Below are 24,118 nucleotides of genomic sequence, written 5' to 3'. Positions count from 1 at the left end.
AGCAGTATTTGAAGAAGGAGATTCGTATATGACAGCTTTAGATTATGAAAAAGAATTGATTGACACAGCACGGCTTTATCAAATCTTCGAAGAAAACGAAGATACAGAACGTGCGGCGAAGGCAGAGCTGTTTGCAAAAAAGGTGTTGAAAAACAATTACATCATCGGATTTGCCGGCCATTTTTCTTCCGGCAAATCATCCATGATCAACGCACTGACCGGCGAGACCTTATTGCCGTCCAGCCCGATTCCGACTAGCGCCAATATAGTAAACGTCCAAAAAGCCGATGCGGATTTCGCCATCGTCAACATGAAAAACGAGACGCCGGTGTATTTTCCGGAAAACTACGATTTTGAAGCTGTCAAAGCATTTTGCAAAAGCGGGGATGTTACCCAAATCGAGATTGGCCATAAAGATTCTGTCTTGCCGGAAGGCATTACCGTCATGGACACGCCAGGGGTCGATTCCACCGATGATGCCCACCGCATGTCGACCGAATCTGCGCTTCATGTCGCCGATATGGTTTTTTACGTTATGGACTATAACCATGTACAATCGGAATTGAATTTTAATTTCACGAAAGAGCTTCAGAAATACACGGATTTATACTTGATCGTCAATCAAATCGATAAGCACCAAGATCGGGAACTCAGCTTTGCTGATTTCAAGCAGTCGGTCCATGATTCATTTTCGGCATGGGGCGTAGAGCCTAAAGGCATCTTTTTCACTTCGCTGAAGGATTACGAGTTTCCGGGAAATGATTTTGCGAAAGTGAAGAACTTGGTCGCTTCTTCGATGGAAGGCTGGAAAGGGCATGTCGGCACAGCAGCGCATCTAGCGCTTCAGCAGCTGAAAGACGAACATCTGCGTTTTCTGGAAGAAGAAAAAATCGAGCGGCTCCACGCTTTTTCTTCTGTTCTGTCTCCGGAAGAATGGGCGAAGCGGGAAGATGTAAAAATAGAAATGGCCAAAGTGTCCCGGCGCATGTCAGTGCTGGAATTTGACGATTGGCAAAAAAACTTTGAGAAAGCAAGAAAAGAACTGGTTGAAAACGCCAATATCATGCCCTATGAATTGCGGAACGCATTGACGGCTTATTTGGAATCGGTCCAGCCGAATTTCAAAGTGGGGTTGTTGTTCAGCGGCAAGAAGACGCAAGAAGAGCGGGATACACGCAAAAACGACGTGGAAGAGCGTTTGGTGACCGTTATCGCATCCCAAATCTCAAACCATGTCAAAAAGTTGATGAAGACCAGTCTAAAAGATGCTGGTTTGTTGACCGATGAGGAAGCGCTCGCGATTGATGGCCGGACATTTGAAGTGCCATTTTCTGTTGTGGAAGACCAGATTCCGCGCGGCGCTGTCTTGTCGGGGGACGCCGTCTTGAATTTTGCCAACAGCATCACTTCCGCTGTCCAAAAATGGTTCATCAAAGAAACCGATGGCTGGAAAAAAGCGCAAAAAGAAAAATTTGAAGCGCTCTCCGACGAGGCCAGCACGGAAATGGACATGAAAGCGAACCAGTTAAATCAAAAGCTGCTGGCAATCCAAACACTAGAAGAAATGGACGCGCGCATAGACAAAGCGAAGCGTGATTTTTCGGCAGTCCTGCCGACGCAAAAAAGGGCGGCCGAGGAAAAAATGAGGCAGTGGCAAAAGGATTTCCACGTCTCGATAGAAGATATGAAAAAATTTGATCCGTCCATGCTTCAAGCGGAATCTGCTGAAGTGCAGGAAACCGGGCGGAAGGCTGAAGAAACCGCGGTGGCGTCGTTCGATGAACAGGATGTCATGCGCAGGGCGCTGCGCACTTCAGAAGCGATTGCGCCGATCAAAGGCTTTGCCGAAACAGCAGAATATTTGAAGAGAAAAGCGGCAAGGCTGAATGGCCAGGAATTTACAATCGCTTTGTTCGGGGCGTTCAGTGCTGGAAAATCTTCGTTCTCCAACGCATTGCTTGGGGAAAAGGTGCTCCCGGTTTCTCCTAATCCGACCACTGCCACAATCAACCGGATCCGTCCGGTATCTCAAAACCAACCGCATGAAACAGCGGACGTTCGTTTGAAAACGGCAGCTCAGTTGACGGAAGATGTCCGAAATTCGTTTCAGGCGCTGGGCATTTCCATAGCAACATTGGACGAAGCTTACAAAAAAGCTGCTAGCATGCCTGCTATTGAAGCGGCCGAACAACAAGTGCATAAATCATTCATCGCGGCATTTGAAAAAGGCTATCCAACATTCCAAAACAAGTTGGGGGAAACGATACGCGCTAACCGGGAAGAATTCGGCGATTATGTGGCCAAGGAAGAAAAAAGCTGTTTTGTCGATGAAATCGATTTTTACTATGATTGTGAACTCACGCGAAGCGGAGTGACGCTAGTCGACACACCGGGGGCGGATTCCATCAATGCCCGGCATACGAATGTGGCATTCGAATACATCCGGAACGCAGATGCCATACTCTTCATAACCTACTATAACCATGCTTTTGCGCGGGCTGACCGCGAATTTCTTATCCAGCTTGGCCGGGTCAAAGACGCTTTTGAAATGGATAAAATGTTCTTTATTGTCAATGCAATCGATTTGGCAAACAGCCAAGAAGAAAAAGAAGCAGTGGAAAATTACGTGCGGAATGAATTGCAGCGTTTCGGCATCCGATTCCCTCGCCTTTACGGCGTTTCCAGTCTGCTGGCGTTAAAGGACAAGGAAACAGCCGGCATGCAGCAGTTTGAAGAAGCATTCCATCATTTCCTGAAAGAGGAATTGAAAGGGATGGCAGTCCAATCATTGGCAGAAGAAGAGCAGAAAGCGCTTGGCCGTTTCCAGAGTTTGATCGAACATACCGAAAAAAACCTGTTAAGAAAAGACGAACGGCTTGATGAGTTGAAGCGGCTTGAGCAGCAGCTGCGAATTCTTTTCAGTGCATCTGTTGCAAAGCTGCTTGAAAAAGAAGCGTTGCAGGAGTTAGGTGAACTTCTTTACTATGTAAATCAGCGCGTGTTCTACCGTTTCAATGATTTCTTCAAGGAAGCCTTCAATCCTTCGGTGTTTACGGGGAAAGCGCCTCAGCAAGCGTTGGATGCAGCACTTGCGGAAATTACCGAGATGGCGGCGTTCGACTTTCAACAAGAGCTGCGCGTCACTAATTTCCGGCTGGCCCAATTCATTGAAAAGCGATTAGCCGGCCGTTTCAAGGAAGATACACAAAAGCTGATCGACATGAATCCGGACTTTTCTTTCACGCCGTATGAACCGGAAGAACCGGCAATGCTGACGGTGGATAAACCGTTTGCCAATGCCAACTACGGCGCGGTCAAAACACATTACAAAAACAACAAGAGCTTTTTTGAGAAAAATGAAAAAGAAAAACTCCGGGATGCTTTGCAAACATTAATGGAACCTGATGCTCTCCGTTATTTGGACCAGGAAAAAGTGAAACTGGCTGAGTGGGCGGAATTCTGGATTGAACAAGAAGCGGAAGGACTGCGCCAGCATGTTCTGCGGCAAGCAATCGATCAAATCGATTCGGAACGGACACTTCTCCATGAACAGGAAAAGCTCACGGAGTGGAAAGAACGACTCTCAAATTTACTCGGCGAAAGGGTGTAAGCGATGAATGTTTTTATTGAAACGACAGATACTGAAAATTACCGATGGATCGATGCGAGGTTTGAATTAAGCAATCCAGGAGCCGGACGTGAGCTTTATGATCAGGAGCATGTAGCTGGGGCCATTTTTTGGGATTTGGAAAAAGACCTGTCAGATATGGAAACAGAAGGCGGCCGGCATCCAATGCCATCTAAAGACCAATTGGCCCGTTTGATCCGGTCAAGCGGTTTGACACCGGACGACCAGGTGGTCATTTACGATCAAGGAGGGTCGCCTTTTGCTGCACGTGCGTGGTGGCTTTTGAAGTATGCAGGCTTTGAACACGTCTATATCAGCAAAAATGGCTATTCTGCATTGAAAAACAAAGGGATTGAAATTACATCCGAAGTTCCGGAATACGAACCGACATTCGCAGAACTCCAATTTGTCGACTCCTTGTACGCAGATCGCACATATGTGAAAAATATCATTTCAGGCAAAGAGCTTGGTGTCTTGGTCGATGCTCGCTCGGCTGAACGGTATGCCGGCATTCATGAACCGCTCGACAAAGTGGCTGGACGGATTCCGGGAGCCCGTAATTTTGACTGGGCGCAGCTTGTCCATGGCCAAGAATTTTATGAAGACGTCGATTTTAGTGACATTCTACAAAAAAACGAGCCAGCTGTCGTTTATTGCGGCAGTGGAGTTTCTGCAGCGGCCTTATATGCAATGCTGGCGGAAAAAGGGCATCGCCAGCTAAGGTTGTATACGGGCAGCTTTTCAGATTGGATTTTGGATAACGAAAACGTGGTCGAAATTAACCGTTCGGAACATCCTGAAGCGGCAGACGAAGAAACAAAAGCAATTTTAGCCAAGCTGATCCAAGAAGGCTACACGGGCGAAATGCTTATGAAAAAATTCGAGTTTGAAAAATCTCAGATTGAGAAAAAGTAAAGTAAAGCTAAAAACCTCCTTCAGCATCGCTGAAGGAGGTTTTTGATTAGACATTCAAATCAGGTATTTCTTTTTCAGTTTCGACCGTTTCCGGAACTTTGCTCAATAATACTGAAATAATCTGGTGGTTTTCCATTTCTTTGACGGTTACGGTGTGGTCCGCTAGAGAAATTGAACCGCCTTCTTGGATATCGGTATTTTTCAACTGAATCCAACCGCCGATTGTGTCGACATCTTCGCTTTCGTCAAAGCTTAAAGCAAATCGGCCTTCAAGATCAGCGAGCAACACCCGGCCGTTCAAGAGATAATTATCAGTATCCAGCGCTTTAATATCTTCTTGTTCATCTTCGTCGAATTCGTCCCGTATTTCACCGACAATCTCTTCCAAAATATCTTCCATCGTTATGACGCCGGCGGTACCGCCATATTCGTCAATAACTATCGCCATATGAACCCGATCTTTCTGCATTTTGAGCAGGACGTCCTGGAGCGGAGCAAGTTCGTGGACAAATGGAATGTCATGGACAATAATGCTGGCTTTTAAATCTTGCTTATACGTATAGTTGGTCAACAATTCTTTCACGTTGATAAACCCGATAATATCGTCTTTATCGCCGTTTTCCGTAACCGGATAACGCGTGTATTGATTGTCCCGTACTATTTCCATCAAGTCGTTATGTTCCATTTCCAATGAAATGGTCTCCATTTGAGTACGGGGCAGCATAATATCTTTTGCCGTCCGCTCATCAAATGAGAAGATATTTTGCATATAGGAAAGTTCGGTTTGGTTGATTTCGCCGCTTTGATAGCTCTGGGTCATGATGATTTTCAATTCTTCTTCAGAGTGGGCTTGTTCATGTCCAGCCGGTTCGATTCCAAACATCCGCAGAAAAACGCGTGCCGAACCATTCATCAGCCAGATGAACGGGCCCATGATCAAGCCGAAGATGAACAATGGGCGTGAGAAGAACAACGCCATGTTCTCAGCATATTGGATTGCCAAGGTTTTAGGGGCCAACTCTCCAATGACGACGTGAATATAAGTGATAAACGTAAAAGCGATTGCAATTGAAAGTATGGATGATGTGGTTTCCCCGACGCTTAAATGGTCGAATAGCGGATGCAAAATCCGTTCGACGGTTGGTTCACCGAGCCATCCAAGTCCAAGTGCGGTAATGGTGATGCCTAGTTGACAAGCGGATAGATAATAATCCAGATTGTCAATGATTTTCTTGGTACGTGCTGCGCCTTTATGGCCTTCTGAAATTAGCTGATCAATCCGAGACATTCTCACTTTGATTATGGAAAATTCAGAGCCGACAAACAATGCCGACAAGCCAATCAGGAAAACGACCAAAAACAAATTCAAGAAAAGTATACTGTCCAATTAATCCCTCCGGCTTGGAGGGTTCACCTCTGCTTTCATAATATGAGAACAATTATATCATAATTCATGACTAATTTCTTTTTATACGCCTGAATCAAAACTTTTGTCTTTCTAATTCAATCTTATTGTCTACAATAGAATTTGGATTTATGATGAATAAAGAGAAAAGGAGTGGTCAAATGGAAGTGTTATGGCATGGCGGCGTCATCTATACGATGGCTGCAGAAGGAGAAACAGCGGAAGCGGCTTTAGTCGCGGGCGGTAAAATAGCAAAGCTTGGCACATATGAAGAGTTAAAGAAAAACGCCGATACAGAAATAAACCTGAACGGCAAAGTGGTTTATCCGGGATTTGTGGACAGCCATATGCACATGATTGGTCACGGAGAAAAAATACTGCGTGTAGATCTATCGAAAATCGAATCCGCAGAAGAGATGAAAGAACGGTTGGCGAGCGCGACAGCTAACCTTGTCGGCAACGAATGGTTCATTGGAGAAGGATGGAATGAAAACAATTTTCCGGACCGGAAAATCTTCCACCGCCAGGAACTCGACGAAATCACGGAGTCGCCAATGCTTTTGAAGCGAATTTGCAGACATGCCATTCTGGCGAATTCCAGCGCCTTGGCCTTGGCAGGCATTACAAAAGAGACGCCCGATCCAGAAGGCGGCGTCATTGTCCGGGATAACGACGGGGAGCCGACAGGCTACTTGCTTGATGCCGCGCAAGATCTGGTTTCTGCGAAAGTGCCGGAAGTGAGCATCGGCTATTTGACGCGGGCACTTGAAAAATCAGTTGATGATTTGCTGTCGCTCGGATTGACCGGGGCCCATACGGAAGATATGGGTTATTACGGCGATTATTCCCGGCCGCTGCAAGCATTCAAAAACGTCATTACCGAAAAACGAAAATTCCGTGCACATTTATTGCGCGCTCACAGCGAATTCGAAAAAATGATGGCAAGCGCCGAATACTTTGAACCGTTCATCGAACCCGGCCCGATGAAAATCTTCGCAGACGGTGCAATGGGTGGAAGAACAGCGCTGCTCAGCAGACCATATAACGATGACCCATCCACTAGTGGAGTGGCCATACACGGCGATGATGAGTTGAAAGAGCTTGTGGCATTAGCTAGAAACTACGGCGAAGCGGTAGCAATACATGTTATCGGTGATCTTGGTTTGGAAAAAGCGCTCGATGCAATTGAAGCGCATCCGGTCCCCCAAGGAAAGCGGGACCGGCTGATTCATACCGTGGTGGTCCGCAAAGATTTGGTGGAACGTATGCAAAAACTTGACGTTATCCTGGATTTGCAGCCAAGTTTTGTCACGTCCGACTTTCCATGGGTTATGGAACGGCTTGGCGAAGAACGAATGGAATGGGCATATGCGTGGAAGAAACTTTTGAAAAGCGGATTAATTATAGCCGGAGGATCGGATGCCCCAATCGAAGAAGTGGATCCTCGCCTTGGCATCTATGCGGCAGTAACAAGAAGAAATCCTTATGATACGCACGAAGGTTATTTGCCTGAAGAAAAGCTTTCCCGATTTGAAGCTATCCAGCTTTACACGAGCGGATCAGCGGCAGCTATTTGCAAAGAACATGAGCGAGGCATTATAAAAGAAGGCTATGATGCGGATTTTACCGTATTCGACCGAGATTTGTTCGAAGGTGCTGCAGAACAGATTCTCGAAGCGCAAGTGGAAATGACGGTTGTTGCAGGGGACATCATGTTCCAAAAAGTCGGCAAGGTGCATAGCTGATGGATGCTTACATCGTTACTGGTGCCTCCAAGGGGATTGGCCAAGCGCTTTGCCGCCAATTAAGCAGATCAGGCCATTTTGTTATCGGCATTGCCCGTTCCCAAAGCAAAGAATGGAGCGGCAAAAGATTTTTCGTTTTCGATCTGGCCCGTTTGCTTGAAATCCCGCGATTGATGGCAGATATTGCCGAAGGGCTCCCAGAGGATGTTCAACGCATAACACTGATAAATAACGCCGGTACTGTCGAGCCGATCGGTTTCTCGGATAACAATGATCCAGAAGCTATTCAAGCGAATATCAACTTAAATTTAACAGCGCCGATGATTTTATGCTCGGCGTTTATTGCACAATTTAAAAGTAAGGAATGCGAAAAAGCAATCGTCAATATCTCGTCGGGCGCAGCCCGTAAAATATATCAAGGCTGGAGTGCCTATTGCGCGTCAAAAGCGGGGCTAGATCATTACAGCCGCGTGCTTGATGCGGAAGGAGCTGATGTCAAAGTGGTTTCTATCGCTCCAGGCATCATCGATACCGATATGCAGGCGCAGATTCGGGAGAGCAATGCGGAAGATTTTCCGCTTCTTGGCCGTTTTCGAGACTATAAAGATACTGGCATACTGAGCACTCCGGAAGAAACGGCAGCAGAGCTAATTGGATTGATGGGCCGGAGCGATTTTCGGTTATTGGATCCGGTATTGGATTTAAGGACGCTGCCGCCCTATGAAAAAGAAGGGACGTCTGATCAATGAATGCAACGCCAAAAGAGATTCTGCAAAAACTAGCCAACGCTGAACAGAAAGGCATTGATATGGGCAGCCCCAAAGCAGTCGTTGACTACCTGTTGGCGCAGGGGGAAAAGCAAGCGATTTTGTATTTCTATAAACCGAACAGCCTGGAATTCGATTTTGATAAATTCAATAACGCTGTCGCCGAAATGCGAGGACGGTGATTATAAAAAAAGAACTTGAGGGACCGGTCCCCCAAGTTCTTTTTTTATTTTCCGCCCAGCATATTGAACAATCCGCCTGCAACGCTTCCTTCGCCTTGCGAGCGGCCTGCTGGATTTTGAGGGGCGGCCGCAAACACACGGCTTGCTAAACGGCTGAATGGCAGTGATTGGATCCAGACACTTCCGGGTCCTCTAAGCGTTGCAAAAAATAGCCCTTCGCCGCCGAACAAAGCAGTCTTAACGCCGGATACCGGCTCGATGCTGTAATCCACATCTGCTGTCATAGCCACCAGGCAGCCGGTATCGACACGGAGCACTTCACCTTTTTGCAGGTTTTTGCGATGAAGTGTGCCGCCTGCATGGACAAAAGCCAAACCGTCGCCTTCAAGTTTCTGCATGATAAACCCTTCGCCGCCAAAAAAGCCGGCACCGAGTTTGCGCTGCAATTCAATGCCAATTGACACGCCTTTTGCAGCTGCCAAAAACGAATCTTTTTGGCAAATGATTTTTCCGCCAAGCGTACTCAAATCCATTGGAATTATTTTTCCAGGATACGGTGAAGCGAACGACACGTGCCGCTTGCCTGTTCCGTTATTTGTAAATGCGGTCATAAACAAACTTTCGCCTGTAATCAGCCGTTTGCCGGCACCCATCAACTTGCCCATCAATCCGCCGCCTTCCGCATTTTGAGAGCCATCGCCAAAAATCGTCTCCATAACAATGCCGTCTTCCATCATCATCAAAGAACCGGCTTCTGCAATGACGGTTTCACCCGGATCCAGTTCAACTTCGACAAACTGCAAATCATCGCCATATAACTTAAAATCAATTTCATGGTTGTTCATCTTTTTTTCCTCCTCAGGTTTCATAGACTGATATAATAAATACGAAAAAGGTTTTTAAAAAGTTTCATTATTTAAATGTGTTTACGTAAACATGTAAAAGAGGTGATGGCGTTTTGACCGTTGCACGTCCCGCAGCTATGAAGGCGGCAATAGAATTTATTGAAAAAGGTTTTCCTTGCTGCCAGTGCGCTTTACTTGCAGGGAGCACTGTTAGAGGAGAAGCGACGCCCCGGTCTGATCTTGACATTGTTGTTTTTGACGAACAGCTGGAAGCATCTTACCGCGAGTCGTTTGTTGAGAATGGCTGGCCGATTGAAGTGTTTGTCCATAATTTCGTTTCCTATAAAGATTTTTTCCAAAGTGATTGCAGGCGAGGCAGGCCATCTTTGCCGATGATGGTTGCAGAAGGAATCGCTATTAGAGAAGACGACCGGCTTAAAGCGCTTAAGAGAGAAGCTGTGCAACTACTGGAAAACGGCCCCGAACCATGGACCTTCGATACAATCCAGGCGAAGCGTTATTTTTTAACGGATTTGCTTGATGACTTTATTGGCAGTTCCGACCGGATGGAAGACTTGTTTATCGCCAATGCTTTAGCAGAAGCGGCAAGTGAATTCGTCTTGAGGACAAACCGCAGATGGACTGGCCAATCCAAATGGATTTTGCGTGCGCTGCGAAATTTCAATCCGGATTTTGCAAAGCAATTTTCTGATGGGTTTGAAGAATTTTACCGTACAGGCGACAAGGAGAAAATCATCGCATTGGTTGATTTGCTTTTGAGGCCATATGGCGGGCGGCTCTTTGCAGGGTTTTCGCTAGGAAAGCCCAAAACGTCTAGTCCCAAAAATGATTAAAGGCGGGAAAGTTAAATGAGTGCAGATTTTTGGATTGAACAGCTTCAAATGGAAAAACATCCGGAAGGTGGCTATTTCAAGCAATCATTCAAGTCAAAAGAAATAATTTCACCTGAAAGCCACCCAGGAATCCGGAATTTGTATACGAGCATTTATTTTTTGCTGCGTTCTGAAAACATTTCCCATTTTCATCAATTAAAATCAGATGAACTATGGTATTTTCATGCAGGAAGTTCTTTGACTGTCCACATCATCGGCCAAAACGGAACATATCGGCAGGAAAAATTGGGATTGGCTATCGAAAAAGGAGAAAAACCTCAAGTGCTGGTTGAAAAGGGTTCAATTTTTGGTTCTTCGGTGGATACCGAAGGGACTTTTTCTTTAGTCGGCTGCATGGTGTCCCCTGGTTTTGATTTTGCTGACTTTAAGCTCTTCAGCCAGGCGCAATTGATCGAAAAGTTTCCGCAGCATGAAAAAGTCATCCGGCGTCTCGCGTATGAGCAGCTTCCATAAAGCTGTATCGGAATTTTTGGGAACATGCTAAACTTTAAAAAACTGTTTAAAGAAAGAGGAACCATTATGGAAATGTTTTTTCTGCTGTCTATTATTGCTGTTGCAATTTTTGTAGGAGTCGCTTCAAAAAAGTTTTACGATAAACCGTATGTGGTTAATTTTGCGATAGCCTTATTGATGCTGCTTTTGGTGATCCAGACCATTATGATGCAGCCGATTACAACTTTTGGTTATGTTGCAATTGTTTTTTGCTCGATAGCATTTTTGTTCCAATTGGTATTGGGCGTAAGAAATGTCAGAGTATAAATAGAAAGGGGGCTTCAGTTTACTGAAGCCCCCTTTCTATTTACAGCCGGTTCAACGCATCTGCGATTTCATCTTTTCCTGTGATGATTTCGAATGTCTTTCCATGAAGTTGCTCACTGGCCAGCGCATGGTGGAGGACTTTCGCAACATCTTCCCGTGGGATGGGGCCGCGTTCCAGATTTTCGCCTGCTTGAATTTTTCCAGTGCCCGGATCATTTGTCAATGCGCCTGGACGAATGATGGTGTATGCCAATCCGCTCGCCCTGAGAATATTGTCTGCATGGTGTTTGGCTACGTAATATGGCGCGATTTCGTCTCCCCATTGTTCACGGCGATCCGCATGGATGGCGCTGACCATCAAAAAGCGGTCAGTCCCGGTTTGCTGGGCCGCCTCTATCGTTTTTGCGGCGCCATCTAAATCGATCAACAAAGTTTTATCCGCCCCTGTTGAACCGCCGCTGCCAGCCGTAAAGACAACCGCATCGCAACCGGCCATTGCAGCAGCGATTTCTTGCACGCTTTCCTCGAGACTGACAATAACCGATTCGACATTTAAACTATTGAAGAAACTGATTTGTTCTTCGCTTCGGATCATGGCGATTGCCGTATGACGCGGGTCTTCGCTGAGAAGTTTCACGAAATGGCGTCCAATTTGCCCATTTGCCCCGACTACCAATACTTTCATGAAATCACGCTCCTTTTTAATTACTTCCTTTTCTATACCCTTGCTTTTTTGCTTTAACCAGAAGAACACTAAAAACAATGGTTTTATCAAAATAGTTTGAAATAGGACTTTCTTAACAAGTTATCTTTGTTGTAAGATTGACTTACAGATAATTATATTAAAATAGGAGGAGTTCGATGGAACCGAGAAAAAAACGCAAAAACGGCAGTTATACTCCCAATCCTGACCAAACAGGCTTGTCTTATGGAGTATTGAATGTACAAACCCGCAATTTAGAACGAAAACCGAGCAAGTTTTTTGAGTTTTTGACACAGACATTTCTTTTTCTGCTCGGCGGTGTAATTCTTTGCGGTATACTTTATGCGCTAGTTTCCTATACATAATTGAAAAAACAAGTAGAAATCATATAAGATTGAAAGGGGACTTTTGAATGATAGTTTACCCAAAGCGGCCTCTTCAGACAATTGGCGTTACAGCACCATCTTCCGGATTACAAGAAGTGCTGCATCCGCTGCTCCACTTAACGAAAGAACGGCAAGAGAGCCGGGGATTTGATGTCATTATAGGTGAAACACCTTGGACCCAGCATGAAGCAAAATCGGCGCCGGCTAAAAAACGGGCGAGTGAACTGATGGAAATGTTGATGGATGATTCGATCGACCTGATTTTCCCGCCTTGGGGAGGCGAAATGCTGATTGAAATACTGGAGCACCTCGATTTTAACCGCATCGAGCCGAAATGGATATTAGGCTACTCGGACATCAGCGTCTTGCTGCTGGCCGTTACGTTGACGACCGGTATTGCTACTGCTCACGGCACAAACATTATCGATCTTCGCGGAAAAGAAGTGGACGAGACAACGGCCCGCTGGCTGGATGTTTTAAAAACAAGAGAAGGGGAGAAAGTAACCCAAGTATCTTCGGCTCTTTACCAAAAAAAATGGCAGCATGAAAATCCGTCGCCTATCGTATTTCATTTAACTGAACCGACAACATGGAAAACCGTTTCAAGCAACCCGGAGAAATTTGCTGGCCGTATGCTCGGAGGCTGTGTTGATGTGATCCGCCATATAGCGGGAACGCCATATGGGGATGTCCGCAAATTTCGCTCCGAGCATGTTCCAAGTGAACCGGTGGTTTGGTTTTTTGAAAACTGCGAGCTAAGTGCCACTGACTTGAAGCGATCATTAACTCAAATGAAATACGCTGGATGGTTTGAACAGTGCAGCGGTATTTTATTTGGAAGAAGTCCTGCGAATACAACGGTTAACGGCTATACGGCTGAAAAGGTATATGAAGACCTGGCGCGCGAATTGAATGTTCCAATCGCATACGATATCGATTGCGGGCATGTTCCGCCTCAACTTACATTCGTTAACGGCGCCTATGCCGAAATAGAAGTGGAAAACGGCAAAGGAATCGTCATGCAAGAATTCAAATAGACAGAAAGGGCAATGATGATGAATATACGGATACTGTCGATAGAAGATGCGCAAGCATATCATGCACTTCGGCTTGAAGCGCTGAAAAACGCTCCGGAAGCCTTTGCTACGCGGCTTGAAGATGCTTTGGAAAGGCCGGTCGAAGCGACGGAAAAGAACCTGGCTTTGGCATCTGCCGTCACGTTCGGCGCATTTGTTGAGGGGAAGTTGGTGGGAAATGCCACAATCTCACGCAACACTTCCGCTAAAATGAGCCACAGGGCATCGGCTGTTGCCGTATACGTGACACCCGAAGCGCGTGGCCAGGGAACAGCACGTCTGCTGATGAAGGAGTTGCTCCGCTATGCAGAAAACTGGAATGGCTTGGAAAGGGTAGATTTGGCGGTAGCTTCCCGCAATGAACCAGCGAAGCGTTTATACACATCACTAGGTTTTGAGACATATGGAGTGGATCGCCAGGCAATGAAAACTCCCGAAAACTACATCGACGAAGATTTGATGGTGAAATTTTTATAAAAAACGCCAATCCGCTAAGGGATTGGCGTTTTAAGATATGAATAGCTGTTTGGACTTCAACTCATGAACCCGGCAAGAGGATCAGTTTATCATCGTCATTGTCCGGCTGTCCGCGTCCGTCCGTGTTGTTCGTGATAAAGTAAACTTCTTCGCCATCAATCAGGACATCGCGAACGCGACCATGGCCTTCAATGGAATCAGCCGCTTTTCCGGTTTCCAGGTTGATGAGTTTAATGGCCGTCCCGCGGAGTGAAGCGACATACAAATGGCCGTCTTTGCTGTCGATTCCGCTCGGAGCCCATGTTTCATTTGATCCGGTCGTTAGAAAAGGAGACTCGAGCCCGTCTCGTGTTTCATTTCCTTCTATCAGCGGCCATCCGTAATTGCTGCCTTCTTGGATGATATTGATTTCATCATTCGCAGACTGGCCATGCTCAGACGCATACATTTTGCCATCTGCCATGTGATCCCTTGTGGATTCCGGTAGCCCATTGAATAAATTTTAAATTTATTGTTGTTAAGCTTTAAAATTTTGCCGTTGAAGGAATCTGTATCTTGGGCGAGTTGAGGCTGAGAGGCATCTCCAATCGTTGCAAAAAGAACACCATCATCATCCAATTCCAGCCGTCCGCCGTGATGGCCTGTGCCCGTCGGAATATTGTCTAGCAGTACCGTTTCTTCCCGACATGTGTTATCTTGTAGTTTGAAAATGGCAATTTTGTTTAACGGCTGCCCGTTATCTTCGTAAACGTAATAGCCATAAGCTTGTTGAGTCTCGGCAAAATCAGCAGTCAACACAAACCAAAGAAAACCGGCTTCAGGAACGGAAGCGAGCGGATCGGCGAATTCGACTTCTTGGCGTGCCATTTCGCCATTTGCAATAATATAGGCGACAGTTCCGGGACGTTCGGAAATGTAAAATTCATTTCCTGTTTTATTGAGCGCCCAAGGAGTATCAAGCCCTGTAGCAATCTCTTTTGGTTCTGCCGAGGCGTTTTGTCCAGCTGAAGGAGTTGTTGTTTCTTGGTTCGAATTTCCGCCAACCGGGCTTTGTTCTGTCATGCCAGGAGCGCTGCAGGCTGTAAGCAAGCATAAGGAAAAAGGCAAAGCCAACAGTTTTTTCATCTTAAAGGAAGGGCAGAGAATAGGAAACATTAAAGGAGGGAAAGCATGTCTTTTTACAAAGAAGAGAAAGAGCGGGAAGCAATCCGCAAAAAGAAAAATCGCATCCGTATTGCCACTTGGATTATCATAGCAATCGCACTCGTATTGGCCTGGTATTTCACAAAGTAAAAAGAGCCTTACAAAGAAGGCTCTTTTTTTGTCTGGCGCAAATCAGCGATCGTCAAGCAAACTGTGATTCCAATTAATAGATTGATCACCAGTGGATTGAGAAACTGATCCCTCAAGGCGAAAGCCACGGTTGTTGCATAGAAGGCTCCATTATTCAGTTTGGTGATTGGAGGCAAAACTGCACCTCTGGAAAAGCGCAGGCGCGCCATTTGAAACAGAAGAAACGACAAAAGCACCAATAAAAAATATGGCCAACTTAAATGGGCGACTAAATTATTAATAAGAATGTAGATGATTAAAGGAATGCTGCAAAAAAATGCGTATTTCAAATCTATTCACCTTTTCACTGATTTTTAGTTCGCGAAGAATAAAGCATATACAAATTATAGACCGATAAAGCAACGGCTAAGCTCACTACGATGAGTGAGATGACCGGATAAACGGAAATGCCGTTATTGAAAATTTCGACTACACGCGTGTACAGGATCCATGGGCCGATAATCAAGATAAAAATATCAAGTGCTGTTCCAAATTTTGTTCTCATAAAGAAATCCCCCAATTTACTTAGCTCTTTTAATAGTAACAGAATTCACCTTCGCCGTCTTTGCCTAAACGAAAACACCCGCTTCCCAATAAAGGGGCGGGTGTCAAGTTGCTTATTTATTCGCCCGGAGCTCGCTTCTTGCCAGATCGTCGGCTGCACGGTTTTGCGAGTCAGGAATCCATTTGATAAAGCAAAAATCGAATTCTTCAGAAAGTCTCAAGGCTTCTTCCAACAAAGGTTTAAACTTTTGGTTTTTTGTAAAACCCCGGTCAAAGGCATCAACTGCTACCTGCGAATCTGACTTGATGGAAATCATGCCGGTCGATAATTCCCTCGCCAGCTGCAAGCCTTTGACGAGAGCGGTGAACTCTGCCATGTGATTGTCCATCTCGCCTATGTATTCGCTCCATTTGACTAAATGGCCTTCTCCTCTAATAAACACACCGACTGCACTGACTTTCGGAGTTCCGGCAGTCGCCGCGTCGATAAACACTTCAAGCATGGTATCACCTACTTTTCGTCTGCTGGTTTGATGATTTTCGCCAAATAGCCAAATGGCGTATCAAGAACGGAAACGATAAATTTGAGAATATATGTGGAGAGGAAAATCTGGATCCAGACGTCAAACGAATAAACGCCGAAAAAAGCGATGCTAGTGAAAATCAATGTATCCAGCAATTGGCTAATCAATGTAGAACCGTTGTTGCGGATCCAGAACTGGCCATCTGACGAAAATATCTTACGCAAGGCAGTGAAAATCCAGACATCCAGATGCTGGCTTGCCAAATAGGCAAACATGCTCGCGATGGCGATTTGAGGGATTAAGCCGAAGATGGTATGCAGCGATTCATCGGCGAAATCACTTGCCGCTGGAATGAATTTCATGCCGAATTGCATGGCAACTATCATGATTAACAGGGAGAAAAACCCAAGCCAAACCGCTTTTTGCGCATCTTTTTTGCCGTATTTCTCGTTCAAAATATCGGTTGCCAAAAAAGTTGAGGCATACAAGCTATTGCCTAGCGTCGCAGTCAAGCCGATTATCTCGATTGTTTTGGTCACTTGGATATTGGCCAAGATTGTGGAGATGGCAACCCAAGCGAACAAACCGGCTTTTCCAAAGAATTTATACATGATCAACAACATTATAAAATTGACTAAGACAAAGCTCAGTCCAAAAATTTCATTGAACAAAAAAGTTCCTCCTTAGTTTTGATAAAGCGGGAGTTCACGAACCGCTAAAATCTTATGAAAATGTCCTAGAACAGTATATCTATTGTTGGAATAAAACACAAATGCATAGTAAAATAACAGAATGCTATTTTTCTGAGGAGTGAAGCAGTGAATAAACTTTCAATTATGAACGAAATAGATGAAATGCTCGATACGTATTGCGAAGGCTGCTTCGTAAAGCGGCAAATACGGAAAGACCATGGGAAAACGGCGGCGCACCGTTTTTGCATCAGCGAATGCACGGTTGGTTCGCAGCTGCGGTTTTTAGGGGAAGAATTGAACAAAATCGGGACTGGTGAAAAATAAAAGCAAAAACTCCCGTGTGTGGATATTCCACACACGGGAGTTTTTTTATTCCGCTTTGCTCTGTTGTTTTGATGGCCGCATTTGAAGAACCTCATCTGCGGTTTGAGGAGAAGCACCGTATAATTCTTTACCATTAAAAGCATGGACTTCTTCATACGCTTCTTTCATTTTTTCCATGACCCATTCATCGGATTCGTTGTTAGGCGACCAATAAAAAATATCCATTTCGCTCCGTTCGCCGGTAATTGGGTGTTTGCGGACATATTCTATTGCCGGGACTTTTTTGAAATTCTGTTTTTGGTAGAAGCGTACACGTTTTGCTGTTTCGGGGTCTTCTTGGGAGATGGGGTCTACTTCTAGAATGATCATTTTATTTTTCTTTTTTATCCGTTCGATGATTTTGCTGCCAAGGCCGCTGCCGCGGGAAGCGCTGCTTACTAAAATATAATCGATGAACAGAAAATCGGGCTTCTCGAAGTAAACAAGGGTATATTGAGGTCCTTCATCAAGTTTATAGCCTTCTGGTTTTTCCTTGAACAACTGCTTCATATGGTTTTCCGATTTCATTTCCTTTGCCGGGAAATAATCGCGGAGACTTGAAAACCAAGATTCCATCGCATTCAGTTCCTTTCTTGTTGGAAAGATTTTGGTTATTCATTTCCCCTGAAAAAAGGAGAATAAACCTTTGTTACACAAAGGTTTATATTTTTTCGCAATAGGCAATACTTTAATGTATATTGCAAACTAACATGGGTGAGAGGGAGTAATGCTATGACCGAAACAAACGCGAACCAAAAAAAGACCGCCATTTTAGGCTGGAGCATTCCGGCAATTGAAGCGATGGACAAATTGAACCGGCCGTTCGTAGTTGTTGGCCCTCCAGATTTTATCGGATTCGCCAAGGAACACGATATACCTTTTGTGCCTTGGGATTTTGACCGCTTGAACGAAGGATCTGAAGAGCTATATGATCAATTGGCCGAGTTGAATGTAAAACTGGCTGTTCCCATTTACGAAGAGACCGTCGAATGGGCAGGCGTGTTAAACGCTAAGTTTTTCGACGATCCCCGCGTTTTCAACCGTTCACTGCTTTTGCGCGACAAAGGCCTCATGAAACGGAAAGCCCAGATGTCAGGCATTAAAGTGGGTGTGTTTGAAGAAGCTTATTCAAAAGATGATATTTACCGCTTTCTAAAGCGGGTGAATGATGCGTTGATTAAAATTGATGGGGATGTTAATGACCCAATCCACATCAAGCCATTGAATAAAGCCGGCACAGTCGGGCATATGGTTATCCGCGATGCAAGCGATATCGACAAAAGTGAAGTGCAGGAGTTCCCGTATTTGATGGAAAGCCATTTGGATGGCCAGGAATTTTCATGCGAAGCTTTTATCCATAACGGGGAGATCAAGTTCCTCAACATCACCGAATACGTTAAGCTCGGCCACTCCAACTTCGTTCCAGCTTCTCCAGCATTGGAGGAATGGCGCCCACAGATTCGAGAACAAATCCAAAAACTGGTCGACTCGTTTGAAATTAAATATGGAGTGATTCATCCGGAATATTTCATATCCCATGACGGGACGCTGAATTTTGGGGAAGTCGCTGCGCGCGTGCCAGGCGGACATATTTTTGACCTGATTGAACGCGCTTATGGATTTAATGCTTTCCAAGCACAGATTCTGTGCAGCGATCCGGATACGACTGCCGAAGAGTTGGAAGCGTTTTTCCCGGAAGAAGTAAGCTCTGCACGTGGCTACGCTGGAAGTTTAATGGTCTACCCGCGGGTCCGCCTGATTGAAAAGTTGGATATTCCAGCTGAGCTGAAAAACGATCCTTATTTTGAAAAGCATGATTTGTTCATACCGGTCACTTCCAAAGTGGCGGAACGCGTCGGCTTCGGAAACCATTACGGTACTTTGTTCTTCTTCGGAGAAGACAGCGGCCGCATGACCGAACTGCTTAAAAAATACGAGAAATATGATTTTTATCATTAAATAATCTGGAGGTATACGTATGGCTACTGAAGCATCTACTGTAAAAGAAAAATTTGGGCAAGCCCTCCGGACACTTGAAGAGGCAAAACCGTATGCCAAGAGCATGTACCAAACGGAAGTATTCCAGTTGGCTACCGAATTGGCAGCAACTGATGAAGGGTTAGAAATGCTTTATGAATTTGCGGCTGATTTTGATAGAGCCGGAGTTTTCAATGGAGGCCCATGGGCCGATGCAGACAACTTAGAACCGGCGTTTGTCGGCGGTTCACTTCGCATAAAAGGCCTTAATTCCGTGGTTGAACTGTTAAGCGAACTGCGCATGTTGTCAATTTCAGAAGGCAACTATGTCCATGAAAAAGTTCCGCCTGAAGAAGCTTCGGCTTTTCTAAACGAAGTTTTGGCCTTGAACTTGGACTTGTTATTTCCTGCTGAAACAGAGGAAGCGCGGGTCGAAGGCGGAGGGGTGCATCTCGAACGCGGTGAACGCCTTTTCCGGTTCCTCGGAAGCAAGCTTTCTTACCGGGCGGTAGCGCACAAACTTGTCGAAGAAATTCAACGTCTGACAGTCCAACGGCCGATCATGGTCGACCGGATCATCAACATGATTGAAACTGCAACCCAAATGATTGACGAGAATATCGATGAAAGCACGAAAGAAACACTGCAGCACTTCCAAAAAGCCATTACAACTCCTACTACAATGAGCGAGCAAGAACCGAACTTCAAAGAATATCGCAGAAAATTGGTTGAAGCGGACGACGAAGCGCTGAAAAAAGAAGCTCACGAGTATGCGGAATCAATGAATAGAACGGGATTGGTTGCACCGATTGCAGCGATTTTCATGCGTTACCTAAATAGAAGCAAGCCGGAACTGATTCCGGAGTTTCTCGATTTGTCTGAAATGGGGACAGCGAGTTTTAATGCGAACCAACAGCTTGTGCGGGATATGATTCATTTCTCCATATATCCGCAAACAAGCAAAGTGATTTATGGCTTGTTCCGCATGTTAGACCGCGGTGTGTTGACGCAGGAGCCTTTGATACCGGCAATGAGAAGATTATTTGATATCGATATACGCCCTGAAGTGAAAAAACGGTTGCTGCGCCCTGAATTCCGGAAAGCAGGACTTTCCGCAAATGGAGTGTTGATCGGGGGCGTCATTTCCGTTCTTGGCCAACCGCTTGGAATCGGCCAAGGATTGAATCCCACATGCCAATCGGCTCGGGCTATTAGTTTGTGGGCACAGCACGGCATAGGCCAATTATTGGAATATGTAGCGCGGGCTGTACGGGAAAACGATATCGACGTGACGTTTGAAGGAGAAGAAATCCATTCTAATTCAATTGAAGACGGAGTAGCTGGGGAAATCCACCACGAATTGGACCCGGTTTCGAGCGTCCTGGTCCCGCATCTCGATAAAATTTATAATGAAATGATGAAGAAGACGTTATTGCGCGGGGAAGACGGCCATAAATGGGTGAATCCTGAATTTTATGGCGAATGGATTCCGCGGGGTTTTGCCAATATCATTGATCCATTTACCGGATTTGTAACGGATTACGACTCATTTGTCAGATTGTTCTATGCAACACATCATCCGCTTTACAATGAAGGATACGAGTTGATCTATCCGAACCCGGTTGGCATTTACATTACCAACGTCCATGGCAAGCTGCTTGGTTTGCATGCAGTTTCAATCCAGCGCATTGCCCAGGACCCTGATGAAGAATACCGCATCTATTTCTATAACCCGAACAACGACAGCGGGCAGAACTGGGGCCAAGGAATCGAGACAAGTGTTTATGGCAACGGCGAGCTTGAAGGCGAATCTTCATTGCCATTCCATCAATTTGTCGCGCGGATGTATGCATTCCATTACAACCCGTACGAACAAGGCGATACTTATATGGTGGAAGATTCGGACGTGGAAGCGATTGAAAAACTGGCGCGTGAAAGTTGGGGCCAGACGTATACATGGGCATAAATAATGTGAAATAAATAAAAATAAGACCCGGGAAAACTTCCGGGTCTTTTTGTTGTTTATGGCTATTTTTATGGTTGAATCAGCACTACGTTAGCTGCTTGGGGACCGCGATTGCCGTCAATAACTTCAAAAGCTACGTTCTTGCCTTCCTGGAGCGTACGGAATCCTTCGCCTTGAATCCCGGTAAAATGGACGAAAACATCATCACCATTGGCAGACTCGATAAAGCCATAGCCTCTTTCTGCATTAAACCATTTCACTGTTCCTTGGTGCATGCACGTTCCCCCTAATATTGAGTCTTGACGCGGATCCATTAAAAAGTCTTTTAATGGTGGCTATACTATACATGAAGCCATTCTAATCGTCAATGGGATGAAACAAGATTGAGGGATAAAGAGTATAATAAAGACATCAGATGAAAAGGAGAACACTATGACAAAAGATATTATTGGCCAATGCGAAAAAGCAGTGAAAGAAATTTACAATACGTTTGATGCGAGCCACGACTGGCAGCATATCGAACGGGTGATGCAAAATGCGAAGAAAATTTTAAAGCAGGAGAAAGCAAATGCCTTTTTGGTGGAAATGGCGGTATTGCTCCATGACGTATCCGATCCAAAATACCGTAAAGAAGGCGAAGACTTGGAAACGGATATCATGAATAGCCTGAATCTGGCGGAAACTGAAAAAGCAGAAATCCGCAGCATCATCCAATCGGTATCATTCAAAGGCGGCAGCGGAATTCCAGCTGAAACGATCGAAGCAAAAATCGTCCAAGACGCTGACCGGCTGGATGCAATCGGGGCAGTCGGCATTGCGCGAACGTTCGCTTTTGGCGGGGCAAAAGGCCGTAAGCTTTACGATTGGCAAGAACAACCGCGGAAAAGCATGAGCGAAGAAGAATACCGGTCGAAGCCGACAAGCAGCGTTACCCATTTTTATGAAAAATTATTATTGCTGAAAGACCGGATGACGACAGCGGCCGGAAAGCAAATCGCTGAAGAACGGCATCAATTTATGTTATCCTTTTTAGAGCAACTTCAAAAGGAAACGGATGGGAAAGCATGAGCCATATTAATATAACAAATTTAACAAAAACAGTTGGAGCAAAAACTTTATTTAAAGATGTGGAATTTTCGTTGTATCCGGGAGAGCGTGCGGGATTGATCGGCGTCAACGGAACAGGGAAATCAACATTGATGTCAATTTTAGCCGGGGAAGTGGAAGCGGATTCTGTAACGGTGGACCACCCGAAGAAATACCGAATCACGTATTTGAAACAAGAACCGGAATTTGATGAATCATTGACCGTTCTGGAAACCGTCTTCTCAGGCGATTCCCCAGTACTGGCACTGAACCGTTCATACGAACAAGCACTCCAAAATATGATGGTCGACTCAAGCTCTACGCAGCTGCAGGATGAGCTGATGAAAATCCAAGAAGGCATGGAGCGGGAAAATGCATGGGATGTTAATGCGCTCGCCAAAACAGCGTTGACTAAACTGGGCATTGACATGTTTGAACAAAAGATCGGGGAATTGTCAGGCGGACAGCGCAAACGCGTAGCGCTCGCAAAGGCATTGATCGAACCGGCAGACCTGATATTGCTGGATGAACCGACCAACCATCTGGATGCCATATCGACAGAATGGCTTCAAGAAACGTTATTGCGCATGAACAGCGCAATGTTGTTTGTGACGCATGACCGCTATTTCCTGGATGCAGTGTCCACCCATATCTTTGAACTGGCCGACCAGACAATGTATACACATAAAGGGAACTACGGCGATTATTTGGAGAACAAAGCGATTCGCGATGAAATGGCAGCTTCTTCGCAGCAAAAATTGGAAAACCGCTTCCGTTCAGAATTGAAGTGGATCCGGCGCGGCGCGAAAGCGCGCTCGACAAAACAAAAAGCACGCATTCAGCGCTTTGAAGAAATAAAAGAAAATGTACAAAAAGAAAATGACAACACGTCTCTGGAATTGTCCATGCAAAGTCAACGCCTTGGCAAAAAAATTATCGAAGGCGAGAATTTGGGAATGGCTTTTGGCGATAACGTTATTTTCCGTAACTTCAGTTTCCTTCTGCAAGGAGGCGATCGCATCGGCATTGTCGGCCCGAATGGTGCCGGTAAATCAACACTTATGAAAGTGCTTGCTGGCGAGTATGAGCCGACTGAAGGCAAAATTGAATACGGCAGCACCGTTAAAATTGCACATTTCACACAGCATTTGCCTGAAATGAATGAATCCCAGCGTATGATCGAGTATATTCAGGAAATTTCCAGCGACTATGAAGCCGCAAAAGGCGTCCGGTTATCGGCGACACAAATGCTGGAGCGGTTTTTGTTTCCTTCCAATGCCCATGGTACATTGATTGGCAAATTGTCCGGTGGCGAACGAAAGCGCCTTTACCTGTTAAAATTATTAATGGAACAGCCAAATATTTTATTCTTGGATGAACCGACAAATGACTTGGATATACAAACATTGTCTGTCTTAGAAGACTTTTTAGAAAATTTCCCGGGCGTCGTTATCACCATTTCGCATGACCGCTTTTTCCTGGACCGCATCGCCCATAAGCTATGGACAACCGGTACGGGGCAGATTCTGGAATATCAAGGGTTGTATACCGAATTTATCAAAGAAAAACCAGAGCCTGTAGTGGAGCAAATGACTGAGCCTGAACTTGTAACAGAAGCGCCAAAACCCGAAAAGCCGAAAAAGAAAATGACGTATAGTGAACAAAAAGAATACAGCACGATTCTCGATGATATAGCGGAAGTGGAAGCGCAAATCGAACAGCGGCAAGAAGCAATGGCATCTTGTGGTTCAGATTTTGAAAAATTGAACAAAATAACGGAAGATATTGATAAACTGACCGAGCAATATGACCAGATGATTGAACGGTGGACTTATCTCCAGGAAATTGCAGAGTCATAAAACGAACAGGAGG

Annotated in this window: 26 protein-coding genes and 1 pseudogene; 17 read left to right on the top strand and 10 right to left on the bottom strand. The window is 45.3% G+C overall.

All coding sequences use genetic code 11. The features are described from left to right. The first annotated feature begins 28 nt into the window (after positions 1-28). Positions 29-3,610: a dynamin family protein gene (locus FQV28_RS16665; RefSeq protein WP_146497645.1), complete on the top strand. Its 3,582-nt coding sequence runs from the start codon at positions 29-31 to the stop codon at positions 3,608-3,610. Positions 3,611-3,613: 3 nt separating this feature from the next. After that, complete coding sequence (locus FQV28_RS16660; RefSeq protein WP_146497644.1) at positions 3,614-4,543, top strand: sulfurtransferase; 930 nt, start codon at positions 3,614-3,616, stop codon at positions 4,541-4,543. Between the two features lie 46 nt (positions 4,544-4,589). Here FQV28_RS16660 and FQV28_RS16655 read toward each other — a convergent pair whose 3' ends face one another. After that, positions 4,590-5,930: a hemolysin family protein gene (locus FQV28_RS16655; RefSeq protein WP_146497643.1), complete on the bottom strand. Its 1,341-nt coding sequence runs from the start codon at positions 5,928-5,930 to the stop codon at positions 4,590-4,592. Positions 5,931-6,109: 179 nt separating this feature from the next. Here FQV28_RS16655 and FQV28_RS16650 point away from each other — a divergent pair, with 179 nt between their 5' ends. From FQV28_RS16650 to FQV28_RS16640, 3 genes are read left to right on the top strand one after another with little or no spacing between them, the layout of a single operon-like run. Beyond that, the gene (locus FQV28_RS16650; RefSeq protein WP_146497642.1) at positions 6,110-7,693 is read left to right on the top strand and encodes an amidohydrolase; all 1,584 of its coding nucleotides are present in this window, start codon (positions 6,110-6,112) and stop codon (positions 7,691-7,693) included. Next, positions 7,693-8,442: an SDR family NAD(P)-dependent oxidoreductase gene (locus FQV28_RS16645; protein WP_186763923.1), complete on the top strand. Its 750-nt coding sequence runs from the start codon at positions 7,693-7,695 to the stop codon at positions 8,440-8,442. The genes FQV28_RS16650 and FQV28_RS16645 overlap by 1 nt, the downstream gene beginning before the upstream one ends. Continuing rightward, positions 8,439-8,642, top strand: a complete 204-nt coding sequence (locus FQV28_RS16640) for a hypothetical protein (protein WP_146497640.1) — start codon at positions 8,439-8,441, stop codon at positions 8,640-8,642. Before FQV28_RS16645 ends, FQV28_RS16640 begins: the two co-directional genes overlap by 4 nt. Before the next feature lie 44 nt (positions 8,643-8,686). On the opposite strand, the gene FQV28_RS16635 is transcribed toward FQV28_RS16640, so the two are convergent. Beyond that, entirely contained in the window at positions 8,687-9,487 is an 801-nt protein-coding gene (locus FQV28_RS16635) for a TIGR00266 family protein (RefSeq protein WP_146497639.1), read from the bottom strand. Between the two features lie 137 nt (positions 9,488-9,624). On the opposite strand from FQV28_RS16635, the gene FQV28_RS16630 reads away from it, so the two are divergent. The 3 genes from FQV28_RS16630 to FQV28_RS19695 all read left to right on the top strand — a co-directional run bounded on the left by FQV28_RS16630 (position 9,625) and on the right by FQV28_RS19695 (position 11,160). Then, on the top strand, positions 9,625-10,341 hold the full coding sequence (locus FQV28_RS16630) for a nucleotidyltransferase domain-containing protein (protein WP_146497766.1): 717 nt from the start codon (positions 9,625-9,627) through the stop codon (positions 10,339-10,341). 15 nt (positions 10,342-10,356) lie between these two features. Next, positions 10,357-10,854: a cupin domain-containing protein gene (locus tag FQV28_RS16625; protein ID WP_146497638.1), complete on the top strand. Its 498-nt coding sequence runs from the start codon at positions 10,357-10,359 to the stop codon at positions 10,852-10,854. A gap of 66 nt (positions 10,855-10,920) precedes the next feature. Next, positions 10,921-11,160 carry a hypothetical protein gene (locus FQV28_RS19695; protein ID WP_146497637.1) on the top strand — a complete coding sequence of 80 codons (240 nt, stop codon included), beginning with the start codon at positions 10,921-10,923 and terminating at the stop codon, positions 11,158-11,160. A gap of 40 nt (positions 11,161-11,200) precedes the next feature. Here FQV28_RS19695 and FQV28_RS16615 read toward each other — a convergent pair whose 3' ends face one another. Continuing rightward, the gene (locus tag FQV28_RS16615; RefSeq protein ID WP_146497636.1) at positions 11,201-11,845 is read right to left on the bottom strand and encodes an SDR family oxidoreductase; all 645 of its coding nucleotides are present in this window, start codon (positions 11,843-11,845) and stop codon (positions 11,201-11,203) included. Between the two features lie 176 nt (positions 11,846-12,021). Here FQV28_RS16615 and FQV28_RS16610 point away from each other — a divergent pair, with 176 nt between their 5' ends. Genes FQV28_RS16610 through FQV28_RS16600 form a run of 3 tightly spaced genes read left to right on the top strand, consistent with a single transcriptional unit; the run spans position 12,022 to position 13,802 of the window. Continuing rightward, on the top strand, positions 12,022-12,228 hold the full coding sequence (locus FQV28_RS16610) for a hypothetical protein (protein ID WP_146497635.1): 207 nt from the start codon (positions 12,022-12,024) through the stop codon (positions 12,226-12,228). 47 nt (positions 12,229-12,275) lie between these two features. Next, a complete protein-coding gene (locus FQV28_RS16605; protein WP_146497634.1) occupies positions 12,276-13,286 on the top strand; it encodes a S66 family peptidase in 1,011 nt (336 codons plus the stop codon). Between the two features lie 18 nt (positions 13,287-13,304). Then, positions 13,305-13,802, top strand: coding sequence for a GNAT family N-acetyltransferase (locus tag FQV28_RS16600; protein ID WP_146497633.1), 498 nt, complete (start codon positions 13,305-13,307; stop codon positions 13,800-13,802). A 61-nt stretch (positions 13,803-13,863) separates the two neighbouring features. Here the strand turns inward: FQV28_RS16600 and FQV28_RS16595 are convergent. Further along, positions 13,864-14,864: pseudogene (locus FQV28_RS16595) on the bottom strand (PQQ-dependent sugar dehydrogenase). 108 nt (positions 14,865-14,972) lie between these two features. Between FQV28_RS16595 and FQV28_RS19600 the strand changes: the two are divergent. After that, positions 14,973-15,095: a hypothetical protein gene (locus FQV28_RS19600; protein ID WP_255472988.1), complete on the top strand. Its 123-nt coding sequence runs from the start codon at positions 14,973-14,975 to the stop codon at positions 15,093-15,095. 8 nt (positions 15,096-15,103) lie between these two features. Here the strand turns inward: FQV28_RS19600 and FQV28_RS16590 are convergent, their stop codons facing one another. From FQV28_RS16590 to FQV28_RS16575, 4 genes are all read right to left on the bottom strand, one after another. Beyond that, positions 15,104-15,424: a hypothetical protein gene (locus FQV28_RS16590; RefSeq protein WP_146497632.1), complete on the bottom strand. Its 321-nt coding sequence runs from the start codon at positions 15,422-15,424 to the stop codon at positions 15,104-15,106. Positions 15,425-15,438: 14 nt separating this feature from the next. Further along, positions 15,439-15,639, bottom strand: coding sequence for a hypothetical protein (locus tag FQV28_RS16585; RefSeq protein WP_146497631.1), 201 nt, complete (start codon positions 15,637-15,639; stop codon positions 15,439-15,441). Between the two features lie 112 nt (positions 15,640-15,751). Then, the gene (locus FQV28_RS16580; RefSeq protein ID WP_146497630.1) at positions 15,752-16,141 is read right to left on the bottom strand and encodes a ribonuclease HI family protein; all 390 of its coding nucleotides are present in this window, start codon (positions 16,139-16,141) and stop codon (positions 15,752-15,754) included. Between the two features lie 8 nt (positions 16,142-16,149). Beyond that, entirely contained in the window at positions 16,150-16,833 is a 684-nt protein-coding gene (locus FQV28_RS16575; RefSeq protein WP_146497629.1) for a queuosine precursor transporter, read from the bottom strand. Positions 16,834-16,980: 147 nt separating this feature from the next. On the opposite strand from FQV28_RS16575, the gene FQV28_RS16570 reads away from it, so the two are divergent. Continuing rightward, entirely contained in the window at positions 16,981-17,178 is a 198-nt protein-coding gene (locus tag FQV28_RS16570; protein WP_146497628.1) for a zinc-finger domain-containing protein, read from the top strand. Between the two features lie 45 nt (positions 17,179-17,223). Here FQV28_RS16570 and FQV28_RS16565 read toward each other — a convergent pair whose 3' ends face one another. Continuing rightward, positions 17,224-17,793, bottom strand: coding sequence for an N-acetyltransferase (locus tag FQV28_RS16565; protein ID WP_146497627.1), 570 nt, complete (start codon positions 17,791-17,793; stop codon positions 17,224-17,226). 156 nt (positions 17,794-17,949) lie between these two features. Here FQV28_RS16565 and FQV28_RS16560 point away from each other — a divergent pair, with 156 nt between their 5' ends. Then, complete coding sequence (locus FQV28_RS16560; protein ID WP_146497626.1) at positions 17,950-19,176, top strand: ATP-grasp domain-containing protein; 1,227 nt, start codon at positions 17,950-17,952, stop codon at positions 19,174-19,176. A gap of 19 nt (positions 19,177-19,195) precedes the next feature. After that, the gene (locus FQV28_RS16555) at positions 19,196-21,160 is read left to right on the top strand and encodes a hypothetical protein (protein WP_146497625.1); all 1,965 of its coding nucleotides are present in this window, start codon (positions 19,196-19,198) and stop codon (positions 21,158-21,160) included. A gap of 68 nt (positions 21,161-21,228) precedes the next feature. On the opposite strand, the gene FQV28_RS16550 is transcribed toward FQV28_RS16555, so the two are convergent. Next, a complete protein-coding gene (locus FQV28_RS16550; RefSeq protein WP_146497624.1) occupies positions 21,229-21,435 on the bottom strand; it encodes a cold-shock protein in 207 nt (68 codons plus the stop codon). A gap of 157 nt (positions 21,436-21,592) precedes the next feature. Between FQV28_RS16550 and FQV28_RS16545 the strand changes: the two genes are divergently transcribed. Both FQV28_RS16545 and FQV28_RS16540 read left to right on the top strand, forming a co-directional pair. After that, complete coding sequence (locus FQV28_RS16545; protein WP_146497623.1) at positions 21,593-22,228, top strand: HD domain-containing protein; 636 nt, start codon at positions 21,593-21,595, stop codon at positions 22,226-22,228. Beyond that, on the top strand, positions 22,225-24,105 hold the full coding sequence (locus tag FQV28_RS16540) for an ABC-F family ATP-binding cassette domain-containing protein (RefSeq protein ID WP_146497622.1): 1,881 nt from the start codon (positions 22,225-22,227) through the stop codon (positions 24,103-24,105). The genes FQV28_RS16545 and FQV28_RS16540 overlap by 4 nt, the downstream gene beginning before the upstream one ends. Positions 24,106-24,118: the final 13 nt, after the last annotated feature.

The organism is Planomicrobium sp. CPCC 101079 (assembly GCF_007859275.1).
Taxonomy (GTDB): domain Bacteria; phylum Bacillota; class Bacilli; order Bacillales_A; family Planococcaceae; genus Planococcus.
This window is presented reverse-complemented; position numbering and strand designations above follow the sequence as displayed.

Bases quoted from the DNA above. Each gene is read 5' to 3' on its own strand.
- FQV28_RS16665 (WP_146497645.1), top strand. From the start codon at position 29: ATGACAGCTTTAGATTATGAAAAAGAATTGATTGACACAGCACGGCTT.
- FQV28_RS16660 (WP_146497644.1), top strand. From the start codon at position 3,614: ATGAATGTTTTTATTGAAACGACAGATACTGAAAATTACCGATGGATC.
- FQV28_RS16650 (WP_146497642.1), top strand. From the start codon at position 6,110: ATGGAAGTGTTATGGCATGGCGGCGTCATCTATACGATGGCTGCAGAA.
- FQV28_RS16645 (WP_186763923.1), top strand. From the start codon at position 7,693: ATGGATGCTTACATCGTTACTGGTGCCTCCAAGGGGATTGGCCAAGCG.
- FQV28_RS16640 (WP_146497640.1), top strand. From the start codon at position 8,439: ATGAATGCAACGCCAAAAGAGATTCTGCAAAAACTAGCCAACGCTGAA.
- FQV28_RS16635 (WP_146497639.1), bottom strand. From the start codon at position 9,487: ATGAACAACCATGAAATTGATTTTAAGTTATATGGCGATGATTTGCAG.
- FQV28_RS16630 (WP_146497766.1), top strand. From the start codon at position 9,625: ATGAAGGCGGCAATAGAATTTATTGAAAAAGGTTTTCCTTGCTGCCAG.
- FQV28_RS16625 (WP_146497638.1), top strand. From the start codon at position 10,357: ATGAGTGCAGATTTTTGGATTGAACAGCTTCAAATGGAAAAACATCCG.
- FQV28_RS19695 (WP_146497637.1), top strand. From the start codon at position 10,921: ATGGAAATGTTTTTTCTGCTGTCTATTATTGCTGTTGCAATTTTTGTA.
- FQV28_RS16615 (WP_146497636.1), bottom strand. From the start codon at position 11,845: ATGAAAGTATTGGTAGTCGGGGCAAATGGGCAAATTGGACGCCATTTC.
- FQV28_RS16610 (WP_146497635.1), top strand. From the start codon at position 12,022: ATGGAACCGAGAAAAAAACGCAAAAACGGCAGTTATACTCCCAATCCT.
- FQV28_RS16605 (WP_146497634.1), top strand. From the start codon at position 12,276: ATGATAGTTTACCCAAAGCGGCCTCTTCAGACAATTGGCGTTACAGCA.
- FQV28_RS16600 (WP_146497633.1), top strand. From the start codon at position 13,305: ATGAATATACGGATACTGTCGATAGAAGATGCGCAAGCATATCATGCA.
- FQV28_RS19600 (WP_255472988.1), top strand. From the start codon at position 14,973: ATGTCTTTTTACAAAGAAGAGAAAGAGCGGGAAGCAATCCGCAAAAAG.
- FQV28_RS16585 (WP_146497631.1), bottom strand. From the start codon at position 15,639: ATGAGAACAAAATTTGGAACAGCACTTGATATTTTTATCTTGATTATC.
- FQV28_RS16580 (WP_146497630.1), bottom strand. From the start codon at position 16,141: ATGCTTGAAGTGTTTATCGACGCGGCGACTGCCGGAACTCCGAAAGTC.
- FQV28_RS16565 (WP_146497627.1), bottom strand. From the start codon at position 17,793: ATGGAATCTTGGTTTTCAAGTCTCCGCGATTATTTCCCGGCAAAGGAA.
- FQV28_RS16560 (WP_146497626.1), top strand. From the start codon at position 17,950: ATGACCGAAACAAACGCGAACCAAAAAAAGACCGCCATTTTAGGCTGG.
- FQV28_RS16555 (WP_146497625.1), top strand. From the start codon at position 19,196: ATGGCTACTGAAGCATCTACTGTAAAAGAAAAATTTGGGCAAGCCCTC.
- FQV28_RS16550 (WP_146497624.1), bottom strand. From the start codon at position 21,435: ATGCACCAAGGAACAGTGAAATGGTTTAATGCAGAAAGAGGCTATGGC.
- FQV28_RS16545 (WP_146497623.1), top strand. From the start codon at position 21,593: ATGACAAAAGATATTATTGGCCAATGCGAAAAAGCAGTGAAAGAAATT.
- FQV28_RS16540 (WP_146497622.1), top strand. From the start codon at position 22,225: ATGAGCCATATTAATATAACAAATTTAACAAAAACAGTTGGAGCAAAA.